At 52.9% G+C, this 16,911-nt stretch carries 15 protein-coding genes, 1 rRNA gene and 1 other annotated feature; of the genes, 8 read left to right on the top strand and 8 right to left on the bottom strand.

Translation table 11 applies throughout. From position 1 onward, the window contains the following. The first annotated feature begins 54 nt into the window (after nucleotides 1-54). Nucleotides 55-1,419 carry a PepSY-associated TM helix domain-containing protein gene (locus ACB496_RS16550; RefSeq protein ID WP_371973090.1) on the top strand — a complete coding sequence of 455 codons (1,365 nt, stop codon included), beginning with the start codon at nucleotides 55-57 and terminating at the stop codon, nucleotides 1,417-1,419. 3 nt (nucleotides 1,420-1,422) lie between these two features. On the opposite strand, the gene ACB496_RS16545 is transcribed toward ACB496_RS16550, so the two are convergent. The 4 genes from ACB496_RS16545 to ACB496_RS16530 all read right to left on the bottom strand — a co-directional run bounded on the left by ACB496_RS16545 (nucleotide 1,423) and on the right by ACB496_RS16530 (nucleotide 4,192). After that, nucleotides 1,423-1,908, bottom strand: a complete 486-nt coding sequence (locus ACB496_RS16545) for an OmpA family protein (protein ID WP_123428856.1) — start codon at nucleotides 1,906-1,908, stop codon at nucleotides 1,423-1,425. A 15-nt stretch (nucleotides 1,909-1,923) separates the two neighbouring features. Then, nucleotides 1,924-3,144: a diguanylate cyclase DgcN gene (dgcN, locus tag ACB496_RS16540; protein WP_371973089.1), complete on the bottom strand. Its 1,221-nt coding sequence runs from the start codon at nucleotides 3,142-3,144 to the stop codon at nucleotides 1,924-1,926. Further along, on the bottom strand, nucleotides 3,137-3,622 hold the full coding sequence (locus ACB496_RS16535) for a YfiR family protein (protein WP_371973088.1): 486 nt from the start codon (nucleotides 3,620-3,622) through the stop codon (nucleotides 3,137-3,139). The genes dgcN and ACB496_RS16535 overlap by 8 nt, the downstream gene beginning before the upstream one ends. 195 nt (nucleotides 3,623-3,817) lie before the next feature. After that, nucleotides 3,818-4,192 carry a DUF2799 domain-containing protein gene (locus ACB496_RS16530; RefSeq protein ID WP_371975249.1) on the bottom strand — a complete coding sequence of 125 codons (375 nt, stop codon included), beginning with the start codon at nucleotides 4,190-4,192 and terminating at the stop codon, nucleotides 3,818-3,820. Nucleotides 4,193-4,412: 220 nt separating this feature from the next. Here ACB496_RS16530 and aroF point away from each other — a divergent pair, with 220 nt between their 5' ends. Genes aroF through ACB496_RS16515 form a run of 3 tightly spaced genes read left to right on the top strand, consistent with a single transcriptional unit; the run spans nucleotide 4,413 to nucleotide 7,548 of the window. Then, nucleotides 4,413-5,483 carry a 3-deoxy-7-phosphoheptulonate synthase AroF gene (gene aroF / locus ACB496_RS16525; protein ID WP_102105365.1) on the top strand — a complete coding sequence of 357 codons (1,071 nt, stop codon included), beginning with the start codon at nucleotides 4,413-4,415 and terminating at the stop codon, nucleotides 5,481-5,483. A gap of 10 nt (nucleotides 5,484-5,493) precedes the next feature. Continuing rightward, nucleotides 5,494-6,615: a bifunctional chorismate mutase/prephenate dehydrogenase gene (tyrA, locus tag ACB496_RS16520; RefSeq protein WP_371973087.1), complete on the top strand. Its 1,122-nt coding sequence runs from the start codon at nucleotides 5,494-5,496 to the stop codon at nucleotides 6,613-6,615. A gap of 60 nt (nucleotides 6,616-6,675) precedes the next feature. Further along, complete coding sequence (locus ACB496_RS16515; RefSeq protein ID WP_248858963.1) at nucleotides 6,676-7,548, top strand: SMP-30/gluconolactonase/LRE family protein; 873 nt, start codon at nucleotides 6,676-6,678, stop codon at nucleotides 7,546-7,548. On the opposite strand, the gene pheA is transcribed toward ACB496_RS16515, so the two are convergent. The 4 genes from pheA to bamD all read right to left on the bottom strand — a co-directional run bounded on the left by pheA (nucleotide 7,545) and on the right by bamD (nucleotide 10,310). Further along, nucleotides 7,545-8,705, bottom strand: a complete 1,161-nt coding sequence (gene pheA, locus ACB496_RS16510) for a bifunctional chorismate mutase/prephenate dehydratase (protein WP_102105362.1) — start codon at nucleotides 8,703-8,705, stop codon at nucleotides 7,545-7,547. The genes ACB496_RS16515 and pheA overlap by 4 nt on opposite strands. A 29-nt stretch (nucleotides 8,706-8,734) precedes the next feature. Then, nucleotides 8,735-8,860, bottom strand: a sequence feature (Phe leader region). Beyond that, nucleotides 8,812-8,859 carry a pheA operon leader peptide PheL gene (gene pheL / locus ACB496_RS16505; protein WP_102105455.1) on the bottom strand — a complete coding sequence of 16 codons (48 nt, stop codon included), beginning with the start codon at nucleotides 8,857-8,859 and terminating at the stop codon, nucleotides 8,812-8,814. Its footprint overlaps the feature before it by 48 nt. Before the next feature lie 103 nt (nucleotides 8,861-8,963). Beyond that, nucleotides 8,964-9,305 carry a ribosome-associated translation inhibitor RaiA gene (gene raiA / locus ACB496_RS16500; protein WP_095282963.1) on the bottom strand — a complete coding sequence of 114 codons (342 nt, stop codon included), beginning with the start codon at nucleotides 9,303-9,305 and terminating at the stop codon, nucleotides 8,964-8,966. A gap of 267 nt (nucleotides 9,306-9,572) precedes the next feature. Continuing rightward, nucleotides 9,573-10,310, bottom strand: coding sequence for an outer membrane protein assembly factor BamD (bamD, locus tag ACB496_RS16495; protein ID WP_371973086.1), 738 nt, complete (start codon nucleotides 10,308-10,310; stop codon nucleotides 9,573-9,575). 130 nt (nucleotides 10,311-10,440) lie between these two features. Between bamD and rluD the strand changes: the two genes are divergently transcribed. The 4 genes from rluD to ACB496_RS16475 all read left to right on the top strand — a co-directional run bounded on the left by rluD (nucleotide 10,441) and on the right by ACB496_RS16475 (nucleotide 16,847). Beyond that, the gene (gene rluD / locus ACB496_RS16490) at nucleotides 10,441-11,421 is read left to right on the top strand and encodes a 23S rRNA pseudouridine(1911/1915/1917) synthase RluD (RefSeq protein ID WP_102105361.1); all 981 of its coding nucleotides are present in this window, start codon (nucleotides 10,441-10,443) and stop codon (nucleotides 11,419-11,421) included. Beyond that, nucleotides 11,418-12,149, top strand: coding sequence for a purine nucleoside phosphorylase YfiH (gene yfiH / locus ACB496_RS16485; protein ID WP_371973085.1), 732 nt, complete (start codon nucleotides 11,418-11,420; stop codon nucleotides 12,147-12,149). Before rluD ends, yfiH begins: the two co-directional genes overlap by 4 nt. Nucleotides 12,150-12,278: 129 nt before the next feature. Beyond that, entirely contained in the window at nucleotides 12,279-14,852 is a 2,574-nt protein-coding gene (gene clpB, locus ACB496_RS16480) for an ATP-dependent chaperone ClpB (protein ID WP_100779262.1), read from the top strand. 455 nt (nucleotides 14,853-15,307) lie between these two features. Then, nucleotides 15,308-16,847, top strand: a 16S ribosomal RNA gene (locus ACB496_RS16475). Nucleotides 16,848-16,911 lie beyond the last annotated feature (64 nt).

The following is a 16,911-nucleotide window of genomic DNA, read 5'->3' as shown; positions in this document are numbered from 1 at the left end:
ATAAAGAATGCGCTTTTGCGCATCGATAACGTTTTGCCTGCAAAAAGGAAAAGTATGACTGTCAGCACGCCACGCGCAGCATGGGGAAACCTGCTGCGACGCCTTCATTTCTATATCGGGTTGTTTGTTGGCCCGTTCATTTTTTTCGCTGCGCTAACGGGGACGCTCTACGTGGCGACACCGCAGCTCGAAAACATGTTGTACAAACATGCGCTGTTTAGCGATACCGCCGGTGAAGCTCAACCTCTGGCCGAGCAAATTGCAGTCGCGGAGAAAGCCATTGGGGACCAACTTCGTCTGCAGGCTGTACGACCTGGGCTGATCCCGGGTGAAACCACGCGCGTGATGTTTGCCGACCCGATGCTCGGGCCGTCGGAGAATCGGGCGATTTTTATCGATCCCGTGAGCCTGGAAGTTCGCGGCGATATGACGGTCTACGGCACCAGCGGAATTTTGCCGCTGCGCCAGACCATTGACTATCTGCACAGCTCGCTGATGCTGGGGGATATCGGGCGTTTATACAGTGAGCTGGCCGCGTCCTGGATGTGGATCGCCGCCTTAGGCGGAATAGCGCTGTGGTGTTATACCCGCCCGAAGCGACGTATCAATAACCGGTTCCAGAACCGACGTCGCGTGCATGTCGCGCTCGGCTGGGGTCTGCTGGGGGGAATGTTACTGTTTTCTGCGACCGGGCTTACCTGGTCACAATGGGCGGGTGGCAACGTCGATAAGCTACGTAAAGAGATGAACTGGCTGACGCCGCAGGTCAACACGCAGCTGCGCGGTCCCGCGGCAGAAGTCGATCCTCATGCTGAACATCGCGGCCACCACGATGCGATGATGCCGGATATGGCCATGGATCTGACGCTCTTTGACAGCGTCCTGCATGCGGCCAGGAGCGAGGGGATTGATGCGAACAAGCTGGAAATTCGCCCCGCTAAAATGGCTGAACAGGCCTGGACGGTCACGGAAATCGATCGTGGCTGGCCCACGCAGGTGGACGCGGTTGCCGTTGATCCGCACTCAATGCAGATCCTCGATCGGACGCGTTTCGCGGACTTCCCGCTGATGGCGAAGCTGACCCGCTGGGGCGTGGATTTCCATATGGGGATTTTGTTCGGTCTGGTGAATCAGCTGATCCTGATCGTTTTCGGCGTAGCGCTGTGCGTGTTGATTGCGTGGGGGTATCGGATGTGGTGGATGCGTCGTCCGGTTCAGGCCACCGGCAACCCGGTACTCACGCTTTGTCAGTGCTGGCTTGCTCTCCCCGCCAGTGGGCGAGGAGTCACGCTCTTTATCGGCGTGATGCTGGGGATCATGATGCCGGTGATGGGCGTCAGTCTGGCATTTTTCGTGCTGATTGACTGGCTGCGCTGGCGCGCGCAATGCCTGTTGACGCTGTCGGAATCCACCAAATAGTGATTAAGGCGTGCTGATGACCACTGCAACGCGGCGGTTTTCAGCGCGCCCCTGAGGTGTTGCATTGCTGGCGACGGGATATTTTTTACCTAAGCCCTGAGTGGTGAGGTTGCTGCGCGGGATATTCGCCCCTTTTGCCCAGGTATCAGCCACGACGTTCGCGCGTTTAAGCGAGAGGGATTGGTTGTAACTTTCTTCCCCGTAATTGTCCGTGTGCCCGTCCATGCGTGCATGGACCAGCCCGGTGGCGGCCAGACGTGTCGCCATGGTCTGGATCTGCTGCTCGCTTTCCGGACGCAGCTGATATTCATTCTTGCCGAATAAAATCTTCGCCGACAGGCCGAGGGACCAGTCGCCGTTCGTTTCGTTAAAACCGTAGGATTTCATTGCCGCAATCTGTTCCGGGGTGAATTTCCCCTGAGGTGGTGCCTGGCAGCCTGCCAGAATCGTTGTAGCCAGTAAAACTGGAGCGAGATATCGCCTTAACATAACGTGTTCCTTTTATTACAAAATTATTGTCGGACGCTGGTTTTTCACTTGATACATATTGCGGTCGGCTTGCTCCAGTAATGCCTCTACCGAGGTATTTTCCCACGCCAGAGCGAAGCCAATGCTGAGTGACATGTGTGCCGTATGTCCGTTGTGCAGGTCGTACGGCTGGAGAAACTGCTGCGAAAGCGCAGTGCAAATCTGTTGAACGTCTGACGCCGAGTGAATGCCATACAGGATCATGGCAAATTCATCGCCGCCCAGACGGTATGACTGATAACGTTTCCCGCCAAATTCCACCATTCTGCTGGCGACTTCTATCAGCACGCAGTCACCTGCCGCGTGCCCCCAGGTATCGTTGATCTGCTTGAAGTTATCGCCATCCAGGAACAGCAGGGCGGAATTCATCTGTGCAGAAGCGTCATTCATGAGCGCCGCGATACTGCTGCGGAATGCAGCGCGGTTCGCCAGCCCGGTGAGCGGATCGTGCATCGCGGTGCGCATCAGCTGTGCGTTCCGGGCCTGCAGCTTGAGCTGCCACTCCTCCATTTCGTCGAGCAGACTGTTGAAATCCTGCCCAAAACGATGGAACTCTTCGATACGCTCCTCTTCGACGCGGCGCGAGAAATTACGGTTCGTTTTAACGTCATGCACCACGTCGGTGATATTTTGCAGCGCGGTGACGACTCCGTTGTGCAAAGAACGGGTAATGGTCAGCGCCACAAAAGCGGCGAAAAGAATACAGCCGGTCAGCACGGCAAAAGACGTCCAGAGGAAATGGCTAATCAGGCTGTCGCGCGCGGTAATGCGCACTTCACCAATCACCTTGCCGTTATGCACCACGGGCTGTGCGGCAGGGACGGGGAACAGCATGCGACTGACCAGCGTGCTCAGGGTGTCGGTATCATCATCAGGGGTCCACGACCAGTAGGCAAAACGCTTCTGATGGATGTCGAGCACCTCGGCAACGGAAAATTGCCCCTGTCTACCCAGTGTGGCAAGCGTTTCATTGGCGGCGGTGGCATCATTAAATACTAATGAGGCTTCCAGGCTTCGGCTCATGGTCGCGCTGGTTAATTCGAGGTTTTTTTGTGCGTATTGTTTTAATGTAACCACTGACGCAATACACAATAATAACCATATCAGCGTCATGGTAATTACCACGCTAATCATACTGATGCGCCGCAACGTTCTTTTAAACGTCGGCCGTGGCGTTGAAGAAAGTTCCTTATTCATGCTTCTTATTCCGGGCAAGCATTAACACATCCGGATTCACTCTAACGCCACTGCGAGACAGGGCATCCAGATTGACAGAAAATCTCACTGTTTCTTCATTAATTATCAGACAAAAAGCACTGCCAATAACACATTCCAGGTTTTGCTCGGCGATTAATAGTAACGCGCGGCCCTGATAATTCCTGAATAATTCAAGCTGAACAGCAGGTGACTCGTTTCCAAAATAAATGGCATCGCAGGTGGCATGTAATGCTTCAGACTCATTTTGCACAATCAAGGGTGTGTAGGGTAAAGCAGCAGAGCCGCTGTCATTCAGTACCTGGGCGAAGCGAGAAGACGAAAAAATACAGAGTTTAGGCTGGCCAGAAAGCGCAGGCCAACGGGAATAGCTGACGATGCCAGAGACGATCGAACGCACTGACTTCTCTTTTTCTGTCAATGTTGTCGCGAAACTTTGCCCGCTGATAATGCACAGCATGAGTGCCAGAATCAGATGGCACAAAGGGAACGTAAAAAAATGTCTCACCAGAATCCGCCATACCACTCTGGAAATATATATCCTTGAATATTGCAGGAAGAATACCATTGTTTACCTGAGCAGTCATTATGTGGAATTTGTTGTGACTTAAGCTAAATCTGAGTTGTAATTGAATGAAATTATTAAGTTATTAAATTAATTAAGTCTCGAGCCGCGCATACCTTCATCCATACCTTTTTGCCAGAATTTACGCAGCAGGTCGGCATTTTCTGCCGTATCACAACTGGCTGGGAATATTTTACCGGACAGACCCCACGCATAGACAAAATCTTCGGTACAGACTTTTTTCTGACCATCAGCATAACCGCGCAGGTATTCACTGCGATCGACGTCAGGATCGTTAAAATTATCCGCGAGAGTTTCGTTACTTTTTATTGATACACCATTCATGGCATCTTCTTTGCCGGCGGTAAACCAGCTGGTGCCGGTCCAGGTGGGCTGGAAGGTATAAGGGTTGATTTGACAGCCTGTCAATAATATTGCCAGCAGCGCGAGAGCAATGGAACGCATAGTGATTCGCCTTTTCTTCTTTTTCTTCAGCATAGCCTGGCAATGAACAATCAGTGTGTAATTTTATCTTTACGTAATAAGCAGATATTTTTTGCCTTGAAATGCCACTTGTAAAGTAATGTTTACGTATTTTGGATTGAAATCTTTACTTGATGTGATATTGTGTGTTCACCTCACCGAGGAAACCACTATCGCAAACGAGCATTACAGGATCGCCATCATGCAAAAAGACGCGCTGAACAACGTACATATTACCGACGAACAGGTTTTGATCACGCCAGATCAGTTGAAGCTGGAATTCCCGCTGAGTTCTGAACAGGAGGCGCAGATTGAGCACTCCCGCCAGACTATCTCTGACATCATTGCCGGTCGCGATCCGCGTCTGCTGGTGGTGTGCGGGCCATGTTCCATTCACGATCCTGAAACCGCGATTGAATATGCTCGTCGATTTAAAGCATTAGCAGAGGAGGTCAGCGATAGCCTCTACCTGGTCATGCGCGTCTATTTTGAAAAACCTCGTACCACCGTTGGCTGGAAGGGGTTGATTAACGATCCACACATGGATGGCTCGTTTGATGTGGAAGCCGGTCTGAAGATTGCGCGTCGTCTGCTAGTTGAACTGGTGAGCATGGGGCTGCCGCTGGCGACAGAAGCACTCGATCCGAACAGCCCGCAATACCTGGGCGATCTGTTTAGCTGGTCCGCGATTGGTGCTCGCACCACAGAATCACAGACTCACCGCGAGATGGCCTCTGGCCTGTCAATGCCGGTTGGTTTTAAAAATGGGACCGACGGAAGCCTTGCGACAGCGATTAACGCCATGCGCGCTGCGGCAATGCCGCACCGTTTTGTCGGCATCAACCAGGCCGGCCAGGTTTGTCTGCTCCAGACACAGGGCAACCCGGATGGTCACGTTATCCTGCGCGGCGGTAAAGCACCTAACTACAGCCCGGCGGATGTCGCCCAGTGCGAAAAAGAGATGGAACAGGCGGGACTGCGCCCGGCTCTGATGGTAGATTGCAGCCATGGTAATTCCAACAAAGATTACCGTCGCCAGCCTGCGGTAGCGGAATCCGTTGTCGCACAAATCAAAGACGGTAACCGTTCGATTATCGGCCTGATGATTGAGAGTAATATCCACGAGGGTAATCAGTCATCTGAACAGCCGCGTAGCGCAATGAAACACGGTGTCTCAGTGACCGACGCCTGCATCAGCTGGGAAGCGACGGATGCGCTGCTGCGTGAGATCCACAAAGATTTGAACGGCCAGCTGGCGACGCGTCTGGCTTAAGAGGTTAGTTATGGTTGCAGAATTGACCGCACTACGCGATCAAATAGATGAGGTGGATAAGGCGCTGCTGGATTTGCTGGCGCGCCGGATGTCACTGGTTGCCGAAGTCGGGGAAGTGAAAAGTAAATACGGCCTGCCGATTTACGTGCCAGAGCGTGAAGCGTCGATGCTCGCCTCCCGGCGTGATGAGGCACAGCTCATGGGCGTCTCCCCCGACCTGATTGAAGATGTGCTGCGCCGCGTGATGCGTGAATCCTATTCCAGTGAAAACGATAAGGGCTTTAAAACCCTCTGTCCGTCGCTGCGACCGGTGGTGATCGTTGGCGGCGGCGGCCAGATGGGGCGTCTGTTTGAGAAGATGCTGACGCTTTCTGGTTATCAGGTGCGCATTCTTGAAAAAGAGGGCTGGGCACGTGCGCCAGAGATGATGGCCGACGCAGGCATGGTTATTGTCAGCGTGCCGATTCATGTAACCGAAGAGATTATCGGCAAACTGCCGTCTCTGCCGGAAGATTGTATTCTGGTGGATCTGGCGTCCGTGAAGAATGGTCCGCTGCAGGCGATGCTGGCGGCCCATAACGGACCGGTACTGGGTTTGCACCCGATGTTCGGCCCGGATAGCGGCAGCCTGGCGAAACAGGTCGTGGTCTACTGCGATGGTCGGCAGCCGGAAGCGTACCAGTGGTTCCTTGAACAGATTCAGGTCTGGGGCGCACGTCTGCATCGTATTAGCGCGGTGGAGCACGATCAGAATATGGCGTTCATTCAGGCGCTGCGCCACTTTGCGACCTTCGCCTACGGACTTCATCTGGCGGAAGAGAACGTCCAGCTGGAGCAATTGCTGGCGCTCTCCTCGCCAATTTACCGCCTGGAGCTGGCCATGGTCGGGCGTCTGTTTGCGCAGGACCCGCAGCTGTATGCTGACATCATTATGTCGTCGGAAAATAACCTGGCGCTGATCAAGCGCTACTACCAGCGGTTTGGTGAGGCGATAGCGCTGCTGGAGCAGGGCGATAAGCAGGCCTTTATCGACAGTTTCCGTAAGGTTGAGCACTGGTTCGGGGATTACGCGAAGCGTTTCCAGAGCGAGAGCCGCACCTTATTGCGTCAGGCGAACGATAGTCGCCAGTAATCTGATGATGTATATACTAAAAGCCAGCACTGCTGGCTTTTTTCATTTTGGGGATTTGTCATGGCTGAACCGCAGGTTTTATTCGACTACACCGGGCACTTACCGGAATGCCCGACCTGGAGCGAAAGCGAAAACGCGCTCTATTGGGCCGATATTCTGGAAGGTGAAATTCATCGTTATCACCTCTCTTCGGGTCAACACTCTGTTCTCTCATTTCATGAGGAGGTCGGGTGTTTTGCCTTACGCGAGAAGGGCGGTTTTATCGTCGCGATGCGTAACGCGATCTGGCTGACGGATAAGCACGGCCTGCTCCAGCGAAAAGTCTGCGATAACCCCTCGAATCCTCAACTGGCGCGTTTTAACGACGGCGGCACCGATCATCTCGGGCGTTTTTACGCGGGAACATTCTGGGGACCAGGGGATTACAACGGGGCGATGCTGATGCGCATTGATAACGATCTGACGCCGAAAGTCATTCAGTGTGATATCCACGGGCACAACGGCCTGGCTTTTAGTTCGGACAGGCAGTGGATGATGACTTCAGATACGCCGAACCGCGTGATTTACCGTACACCGCTGGACGAAAAGGGCGAGCCGGGTGCTCGTGAAGTGTTCCGCCGCTTCGAAAAAGGCGAGGGAATACCGGATGGCGCCGCGATGGATACTGAAGGCTGCTACTGGAGCGCATTGTTTGATGGCTGGCGTATTGCGCGGTTTACTCCGCAGGGGGAACAGCTGGAAGAGTATCGCTTGCCGGTGCGCTGTCCGACGATGGTCTGTTTCGGCGGGGATGATATGAAAACCCTGTTTATCACCACCACGCGTGAAAATATGGATCGTGACGAAGTGACGAAATATCCGCTATCGGGCGCTATCTTCACCCTGCCAGTCAGTGTGGCAGGAATGAAGAAAGGCCCGTTTATTGAACGTTAAACCGGATCGACCGGGACCACGTTCTCGCCCGGATAGCAGCCCAGCACTTTCATCGAACGGGTAATCTCGCCCAGTTCGCGCAGGGCTTTCTGCATGGACGCTGATTTGAGGTTGGCCTGGATATCGAGATAGAACATCTCTTCCCACGGATTGCCGTTGATCGGGCGGGATTCCAGTTTGGTCATGATCAGGTTGTGATTACGTAACACCAGCAGGGCTTCAACCAGCGCACCCGCCTGCTGGCCGGTCGCCATCAGCAGAGTGGTTTTCGCCGGAACTTGCTCGGACACATCAATCGCTTTACGTGCCAGCACCACGAAGCGAGTGATGTTCTGCGTCTGGTTAGCCAGGTTGCGCTCCAGTACCTGCAGGCCATACAGCGCGCCACCGGCTTCGCTACCGAGAGCCGCCACGCGCGGAGAGTTGGCCTGCGCCACTTTTTCCATCGCCGCTGAGGTGCTTTCGGTGTACTCAATTTTCCAGTTCGGATAGCGGTTCAGGAACTGGCTGCACTGCTGGAATGGCTGCGGGTGGCTGTATACGGTATCAATTTGATTCAGGTCGGTTGAGCCTGAGACTAACACGCAGTGATCAATTGGAATGGTCATTTCGCCGACCAGCGACAGGCTGGTGTGCTGAAGAAGATCGTAGACGTCATTAATCGCCCCGGAACTGGTGTTCTCAATCGGCACCACGGCGTAGTCTGCCTGACCGGTTTCAACCTGGTTAAAGATATCGGCGAATTTAGCGCAGCCACTCTCGATAAACTCCTCGAAATGGCGGGCGGCATACTGGCGCGCAGCCAGGTGCGAGTAAGAGCCTTTAGGTCCCAAAAACGCGACGCGCGCGGAGTGCGGATTGGTTTTATTCAGATGTTGTTGCAGCAGCGCTTGCTGGGTCAGAACGGAATCTTCAATGATCAACTGGAACAGGCGAGTGATGTAGTGTGCATCGAGGTGATGGGCTTTACCCAGCTGGATCAGGCGCTCCAGTAGATCGCGCTCACGGTCAATATCACGTACCGGGCGGTGGGAGTCCAGCTTGGCTTTACCCACTTCAACGGCTAGCGTGCGGCGTTCAGCCAGCAGCGCCAGTAATTTCTCATCCAGCGCGCTGATTTTTACTCGCAGATCCAGTAACGGGTTTTCCGATGTCATAGCGTTGCCTATTTCGTTTATTGTTATCAATAAAAAAGGCCCCCCGGTGTGGGAGGCCTTGTTGTTCGTCTTCGCATTCTTTATCACACGACGAAACGCCTCCCATTCAGGGGAAGGTAAAAAAGAATGCGAAGAAAAACGGGGTGTGGTTCATGAGTTCATCCTGTTGTTGATACCGTTAAAGTACCCGTACTGTTTTGATGCTGTCAATAAAAAACGCGCCCGGAGGCGCGTTGGCGGTACACTCAATTTAAAGGATTACTCTTCTTCAACTTCTTCGGCATAGCTTGCGTCTTTCACCGAGGTGGTGGCGCGACGGGCTTCGCCTTTGTGTTGCACTTTATTGAGCTGCCGTTCCAGCTTGTTGATCAAATCGTTGATAGCGGTGTACATATCTTCGTGTTTAGCGCTGGCGACCAGATGGCCGTTAGGAGTATTGATAGTTGCGTCAGCGGTAAAACCCTGTGGTTCCTTAGACAGAATGATATGCGGGTTAATCAAATGAGTTTGCCATTTATCCAGTTTGGCGAGACGGTCTGCGACGTGCTGGCGAATTGCCGGAGTAATTTCCATTTGTTTACTGGTAATGTTCATTGTCATAAATGTTACCTCTTGTCTTTCCGTCTTGGTGATTCCAGCATACCTGTCCTAATGTCAAAATGTGTGATCTAAATCACGTTATTTTGTCACTTTTTGTCAAGGAAGCTTTTTTGTGAGGAAAGACAGGAACAGGTGATTTTTACCTTGTCGAACTCAGGAATTGCAGCCATAGTTGATAGGATTCGTCGGCATCAAACCGCTTCAGTGGATGGCGAAATGGATAAAAAAACGGCAGCCCTTGGGCTGCCGTTTTACGTTTGGGAACGATCAGGTATTGCTGCTGTTCGCGGCGATAATCTTCGCCACTTTCTCAGCCTGTGCGTTCATCTGCATCTGGCGGTACGCGTTTTCCATCAGCTTCAAACCATCGCGGGTGGCTTGTGTGTCCGGGTAATCACGCAGCATGCCTTCGACGCGGTTAACCACTGCCACCCATGCGCCACGACGCGTATAGTACTCGGCAACGGAGTACTCATACTTGGACAGACGATCTTTCAGGAACACCAGACGCTTGGTGGCATCGGTGATGTACTGACTGTTCGGGTAGCCGCGCGCCAGCTTGGAGAAGTCATTGAATGCGTCACGCGCGTGCTGCGGGTCGCGGTCAGAACGATCAACACCGAAGAAACCTTGCAGAGCACTGTCATCCAGAGCCATGTTGGTCAGGCCGCGCATGTACATGACATAATCAATGTTCGGATGAGTCGGGTTCAGACGGATGAAGCGATCGATGGTAGCCTGAGCCAGCGGCAGATCGGCATTTTTGTAGTAGGCGTAGATGAGATCTAATTGTACCTGTTGGGAATATGGACCAAATGGATAACGATTATCCAGCGCTTCCAGTTGCGTTATCGCCTGTTTCCAGTTACCGTCCTGCAGTTTTTGTTGTGCAGTCGCATAGATTTCATTCGGCGGATTGTCAGGGACCTGTTCATTTGAACCGGAGCAGCCCACCAAAGCCAGGCTCAACGTGGCCGCTGCCACCAGATATTTCATGCGCGTCATGACGTTTTGACTTTCCTCAAATGTTTGTCCGGGAGAATCTCTTTCCTGCTCCCGATTAAGACCAGCTACAATAGCACACTATATTATACGGCAAAGCCGTAAAACCCAACGTTAAACGAAGAAGCAGTCTATGGCACAACGAGTAGAACTCACCGCAACAGTCTCCGAAAATCAGCTCGGTCAACGCTTAGATCAAGCTTTGGCCGAAATGTTCCCTGATTATTCGCGTTCACGCATAAAAGAATGGATTCTTGACCAGCGCGTGCTGGTTAACGGCAAAGTATGGGACAAGCCAAAAGAGAAAGTGTTAGGTGGGGAAGCCGTCGCCATCAATGCTGAAATAGAAGAAGAAGTCCGCTTTGAGGCACAAGAGATCCCGTTAGAAATCGTCTATGAAGATGATGACATTCTGGTGATCAACAAACCGCGCGGCCTGGTCGTGCATCCTGGCGCCGGTAATCCTGACGGCACCGTACTGAATGCGCTGCTTCATTATTATCCGCCGATTGTTGACGTTCCGCGTGCGGGCATCGTTCATCGTCTGGATAAAGACACCACCGGTCTGATGGTGGTCGCGAAAACGGTTCCTGCCCAGACGCGTCTGGTGGAATCGCTACAGCTGCGTGAAATCACCCGCGAATATGAAGCCGTCGCGATTGGTCATATGACATCTGGCGGCACGGTCGAAGAGCCAATCAGTCGTCACCCGACCAAGCGTACCCATATGTCAGTGCATCCGATGGGGAAACCTGCGGTGACGCACTACCGCATTATGGAACATTTCCGCATTCATACGCGTTTGCGTCTGCGTCTGGAAACCGGCCGTACCCACCAGATTCGTGTGCACATGTCGCACATTACCCATCCGCTGGTGGGCGATCAGGTTTACGGTGGTCGTCCGCGTCCGCCGAAAGGCGCGTCGGAAGAATTTATCAGCACTCTGCGTAAATTCGATCGCCAGGCCTTACACGCGACCATGCTGCGTCTCTATCACCCGATCACCGGTATCGAGATGGAATGGCATGCGCCAATTCCTCAGGATATGGTCGAGCTGATTGATGCGATGCGCGCGGACTTTGAAGAACATAAGGATAAAGTGGACTGGTTATGACCAAACTGATTGTCCCGGAGTGGCCAATTCCTGAAGGCGTGGCAGCCTGTAGCTCTACCCGTGTAGGTGGCGTCAGTCACGACGCGTGGGCGTCATTAAATCTTGGCGCCCACTGTGGCGATAACCTGGAACATGTCGAAGAGAACCGCAAGCGTATGTTTGCGGCAGGAAATCTGCCATCAAAACCGGTCTGGCTTGAGCAGGTGCACGGCAAAGATGTTTTGAGGCTGACGGGCGAACCCTATGCTTCAAAACGTGCCGACGCCTCTTACAGTAAGACTCCCGGGACAGTCTGTGCCGTAATGACCGCCGATTGTTTGCCTGTTCTGTTTTGCAACCGCGCGGGTTCCGAAGTGGCAGCAGCCCATGCTGGCTGGCGCGGGCTGTGTGCGGGCGTACTTGAAGAGACGGTTGCCTGTTTCGACGATCGTCCGGGCAATATTATTGCCTGGCTCGGTCCGGCGATTGGGCCGCAGGCCTTTGAAGTCGGGCCTGAGGTGCGTGACGCCTTTATCGACAAAGACTCGCAGGCCGTCAGTGCGTTTCAGCCGAAAGGGGATAAATACCTGGCCGATATCTATCAGCTTGCCCGCCAGCGGCTTGGTAATGTCGGTGTGATGCAAATCTTCGGTGGCGATCGCTGTACCTTCACCGAAAAGGGTGATTTTTTCTCCTATCGTCGCGACAACACGACAGGTCGTATGGCAAGTTTCATTTGGCTGATATAACCTAACGAATCAAGACGATCCGGAACGCGCTGTTTTCTTTTCGTATAATTCAGGTCATTAACCTTGAATAATTGAGGGATGACCTCATTTAATCTCCAGTAGCAAATTTGACCTGTTATGGGAGGAGTTATGCGTCTGGATCGTCTTACTAATAAATTCCAGCTTGCTCTCGCCGATGCCCAGTCTCTCGCACTGGGGCACGACAACCAATTTATCGAACCTCTTCATTTAATGAGCGCCTTGCTGAATCAGGAAGGGGGATCGGTACGTCCTTTACTCACGTCTGCTGGCATTAATGCTGGCGAGCTGCGCACAGCCGTCGATCAGGCGCTGAGTCGTCTGCCACAGGTGGAAGGCACCGGTGGGGATGTTCAGCCGTCTCAGGATCTGGTGCGCGTGCTGAATCTTTGCGACAAGCTGGCGCAAAAACGTGGGGACAACTTTATCTCGTCAGAACTGTTTGTTCTGGCGGCGCTTGAATCACGCGGTACGCTGACCGATCTGCTGAAATCATCCGGTGCGACAACCGCCAATGTGACTCAGGCGATTGAAAAAATGCGTGGAGGTGAAAGCGTGAACGATCAGGGAGCCGAAGACCAACGTCAGGCTTTGAAAAAATATACGGTCGATCTGACTGAGCGTGCGGAACAAGGCAAGCTCGATCCGGTGATTGGCCGCGACGAAGAAATTCGCCGCACTATTCAGGTATTGCAACGTCGTACCAAAAACAACCCGGTACTGATCGGTGAACCCGGTGTCGGTAAAACTGCCATCGTCGAAGGTCTGGCGCAGCGAATTGTTAACGGCGAAGTGCCGGAAGGGCTGAAAGGCCGTCGTGTGCTGGCTCTGGATATGGGGTCGCTGGTGGCCGGGGCGAAATACCGCGGTGAATTCGAAGAGCGTTTAAAAGGCGTGCTTAACGATCTGGCGAAACAGGAAGGCAATGTCATCCTGTTTATCGACGAACTGCACACTATGGTCGGTGCCGGTAAAGCCGACGGGGCCATGGATGCCGGGAACATGCTGAAACCAGCTCTTGCGCGTGGTGAACTGCACTGCGTCGGTGCGACAACGCTCGATGAGTATCGACAGTACATCGAGAAAGATGCTGCGCTGGAACGTCGATTCCAGAAAGTGTTCGTAGCGGAACCGACGGTGGAAGACACCATTGCCATCTTACGTGGCCTGAAAGAACGCTATGAACTGCATCACCATGTGCAGATTACTGACCCGGCTATCGTGGCGGCGGCGACACTGTCTCACCGTTATATTGCCGACCGACAGCTGCCGGATAAGGCCATCGACCTGATCGATGAGGCGGCGTCCAGCATTCGTATGCAGATTGACTCGAAGCCGGAAGAGTTAGATAGACTCGACCGCAGAATTATTCAGCTCAAGCTTGAACAGCAGGCGCTGAAGAAAGAGTCTGATGAAGCGAGTAAAAAGCGTCTGGATATGCTCAATGAGGAACTGGACGACAAAGAGCGTCAGTATTCTGAATTAGAAGAAGAGTGGAAAGCTGAGAAGGCGTCGCTTTCTGGCACGCAGACGATCAAGGCTGAGCTTGAGCAGGCGAAAATCGCCATTGAGCAGGCGCGTCGCGTGGGCGATCTGGCACGTATGTCTGAGTTGCAGTACGGCAAAATTCCGGAACTGGAAAAACAGCTGGAGATGGCAACCCAGTCAGAAGGCAAAACCATGCGTCTGCTGCGTAATAAAGTAACGGACGTGGAAATTGCCGATGTGCTGGCGCGCTGGACGGGTATTCCGGTTGCTCGCATGCTGGAAGGGGAGCGCGAAAAACTGCTGCGGATGGAGCATGATCTGCACCATCGTGTGATCGGTCAGGATGAAGCCGTCGAAGCCGTATCAAATGCGATTCGTCGTAGCCGTGCGGGCTTATCGGATCCTAATCGCCCGATCGGTTCGTTCCTGTTCCTGGGGCCGACCGGTGTTGGTAAAACCGAGCTGTGTAAGACACTGGCGAACTTTATGTTCGATAGCGACGACGCGATGGTGCGTATTGATATGTCCGAGTTTATGGAGAAACACTCCGTCTCGCGTCTGGTCGGTGCGCCTCCAGGATATGTCGGCTATGAAGAGGGCGGTTACTTAACTGAAGCCGTACGCCGTCGCCCCTATTCCGTCATCTTATTAGATGAAGTGGAAAAAGCGCACCCGGATGTCTTCAACATCTTGTTGCAGGTTCTGGATGATGGACGTCTGACTGACGGGCAGGGGAGAACGGTCGATTTCCGCAACACTGTGGTGATCATGACCTCGAACCTGGGTTCCGATTTGATTCAGGAACGTTTCGGTGAACTGGATTACGGTCATATGAAGGATCTGGTATTGGGCGTGGTTAGCCAGAGCTTCCGTCCAGAATTCATTAACCGTATAGATGAAGTTGTTGTGTTCCACCCTCTGGGGGAAAAACACATTGCGTCTATTGCCCAGATTCAGTTGCAGCGTTTGTATAAACGTCTTGAGGATCGTGGCTATGAAATCCACATCTCTGACGACGCGCTGAAGCTGCTGAGTGCAAATGGTTACGATCCGGTTTACGGGGCGCGTCCTCTGAAACGTGCTATCCAGCAGCAGATCGAAAACCCGCTGGCGCAGCAAATCCTTTCTGGGGAGCTTGTCCCAGGGAAAGTGATTCGTCTGGAAGTCAACGAAGACAAAATTGTGGCAGTGCAGTAAGTCACAAAACATCAAAAACGAGCCTTTCGGGGCTCGTTTTTGTTTAAAAACCAGGCGAGACTCAATGTTAGAGGTACGATTTGCCTGGAAAGTGAGCAGTCAGTAATTATTTTCTGATTTAGACTTGCAGCCTCAGAATAACTCCCTATAATGCGCCTCCACTGACACGGAACAACGGCACGCAAGCCGCCGGGACAGAAGGGGTTCAGCGATGAACGCCGACAGCGAAAAGCGAAATTAAACGCTTGACTCTGAATGAGGAAAACGTATTATACGGGACCTCGCAACGGTGAGCGAAAGCCGCGTTGCACTGCTCTTTAACAATTTATCAGACAATCTGTGTGGGCACTCAAAGTGACATGGATTCTAACGTCGCAAGACGCTAAATGAATACCAAAGTCTCTGAGTGAACATACGTAATTCATTACGAAGTTTAATTCACGAGCATCAAACTTAAATTGAAGAGTTTGATCATGGCTCAGATTGAACGCTGGCGGCAGGCCTAACACATGCAAGTCGAGCGGTAGCACAGAGAGCTTGCTCTCGGGTGACGAGCGGCGGACGGGTGAGTAATGTCTGGGAAACTGCCTGATGGAGGGGGATAACTACTGGAAACGGTAGCTAATACCGCATAACGTCGCAAGACCAAAGAGGGGGACCTTCGGGCCTCTTGCCATCAGATGTGCCCAGATGGGATTAGCTAGTAGGTGGGGTAACGGCTCACCTAGGCGACGATCCCTAGCTGGTCTGAGAGGATGACCAGCCACACTGGAACTGAGACACGGTCCAGACTCCTACGGGAGGCAGCAGTGGGGAATATTGCACAATGGGCGCAAGCCTGATGCAGCCATGCCGCGTGTATGAAGAAGGCCTTCGGGTTGTAAAGTACTTTCAGCGAGGAGGAAGGCATTGTGGTTAATAACCACAGTGATTGACGTTACTCGCAGAAGAAGCACCGGCTAACTCCGTGCCAGCAGCCGCGGTAATACGGAGGGTGCAAGCGTTAATCGGAATTACTGGGCGTAAAGCGCACGCAGGCGGTCTGTCAAGTCGGATGTGAAATCCCCGGGCTCAACCTGGGAACTGCATTCGAAACTGGCAGGCTAGAGTCTTGTAGAGGGGGGTAGAATTCCAGGTGTAGCGGTGAAATGCGTAGAGATCTGGAGGAATACCGGTGGCGAAGGCGGCCCCCTGGACAAAGACTGACGCTCAGGTGCGAAAGCGTGGGGAGCAAACAGGATTAGATACCCTGGTAGTCCACGCCGTAAACGATGTCGACTTGGAGGTTGTTCCCTTGAGGAGTGGCTTCCGGAGCTAACGCGTTAAGTCGACCGCCTGGGGAGTACGGCCGCAAGGTTAAAACTCAAATGAATTGACGGGGGCCCGCACAAGCGGTGGAGCATGTGGTTTAATTCGATGCAACGCGAAGAACCTTACCTACTCTTGACATCCACGGAATTTAGCAGAGATGCTTTAGTGCCTTCGGGAACCGTGAGACAGGTGCTGCATGGCTGTCGTCAGCTCGTGTTGTGAAATGTTGGGTTAAGTCCCGCAACGAGCGCAACCCTTATCCTTTGTTGCCAGCGGTTCGGCCGGGAACTCAAAGGAGACTGCCAGTGATAAACTGGAGGAAGGTGGGGATGACGTCAAGTCATCATGGCCCTTACGAGTAGGGCTACACACGTGCTACAATGGCGTATACAAAGAGAAGCGACCTCGCGAGAGCAAGCGGACCTCATAAAGTACGTCGTAGTCCGGATTGGAGTCTGCAACTCGACTCCATGAAGTCGGAATCGCTAGTAATCGTAGATCAGAATGCTACGGTGAATACGTTCCCGGGCCTTGTACACACCGCCCGTCACACCATGGGAGTGGGTTGCAAAAGAAGTAGGTAGCTTAACCTTCGGGAGGGCGCTTACCACTTTGTGATTCATGACTGGGGTGAAGTCGTAACAAGGTAACCGTAGGGGAACCTGCGGTTGGATCACCTCCTTACCTGAAAGAACCTGCCTTTGTAGTGTCCACACAGATTGTCTGATGAAAAGTAAATAGCAAGGCG

Source organism: Lelliottia nimipressuralis, assembly GCF_041464075.1.
GTDB classification, from domain to species: Bacteria; Pseudomonadota; Gammaproteobacteria; order Enterobacterales; family Enterobacteriaceae; genus Enterobacter; species Enterobacter nimipressuralis.
The sequence above is the reverse complement of the archived record's forward strand: the minus strand, read 5'-3'. Positions and strand labels throughout refer to the sequence as shown.

Excerpts from the sequence above, each read along its gene's own strand:
- ACB496_RS16550 (WP_371973090.1), top strand. The coding sequence starts at position 55 with ATGACTGTCAGCACGCCACGCGCAGCATGGGGAAACCTGCTGCGACGC.
- ACB496_RS16535 (WP_371973088.1), bottom strand. The coding sequence starts at position 3,622 with ATGCTGTGCATTATCAGCGGGCAAAGTTTCGCGACAACATTGACAGAA.
- bamD (WP_371973086.1), bottom strand. The coding sequence starts at position 10,310 with ATGACGCGCATGAAATATCTGGTGGCAGCGGCCACGTTGAGCCTGGCT.
- ACB496_RS16545 (WP_123428856.1), bottom strand. The coding sequence starts at position 1,908 with ATGTTAAGGCGATATCTCGCTCCAGTTTTACTGGCTACAACGATTCTG.
- ACB496_RS16515 (WP_248858963.1), top strand. The coding sequence starts at position 6,676 with ATGGCTGAACCGCAGGTTTTATTCGACTACACCGGGCACTTACCGGAA.
- aroF (WP_102105365.1), top strand. The coding sequence starts at position 4,413 with ATGCAAAAAGACGCGCTGAACAACGTACATATTACCGACGAACAGGTT.
- pheA (WP_102105362.1), bottom strand. The coding sequence starts at position 8,705 with ATGACATCGGAAAACCCGTTACTGGATCTGCGAGTAAAAATCAGCGCG.
- dgcN (WP_371973089.1), bottom strand. The coding sequence starts at position 3,144 with ATGAATAAGGAACTTTCTTCAACGCCACGGCCGACGTTTAAAAGAACG.
- clpB (WP_100779262.1), top strand. The coding sequence starts at position 12,279 with ATGCGTCTGGATCGTCTTACTAATAAATTCCAGCTTGCTCTCGCCGAT.
- ACB496_RS16530 (WP_371975249.1), bottom strand. The coding sequence starts at position 4,192 with ATGCGTTCCATTGCTCTCGCGCTGCTGGCAATATTATTGACAGGCTGT.
- rluD (WP_102105361.1), top strand. The coding sequence starts at position 10,441 with ATGGCACAACGAGTAGAACTCACCGCAACAGTCTCCGAAAATCAGCTC.
- tyrA (WP_371973087.1), top strand. The coding sequence starts at position 5,494 with ATGGTTGCAGAATTGACCGCACTACGCGATCAAATAGATGAGGTGGAT.
- yfiH (WP_371973085.1), top strand. The coding sequence starts at position 11,418 with ATGACCAAACTGATTGTCCCGGAGTGGCCAATTCCTGAAGGCGTGGCA.
- raiA (WP_095282963.1), bottom strand. The coding sequence starts at position 9,305 with ATGACAATGAACATTACCAGTAAACAAATGGAAATTACTCCGGCAATT.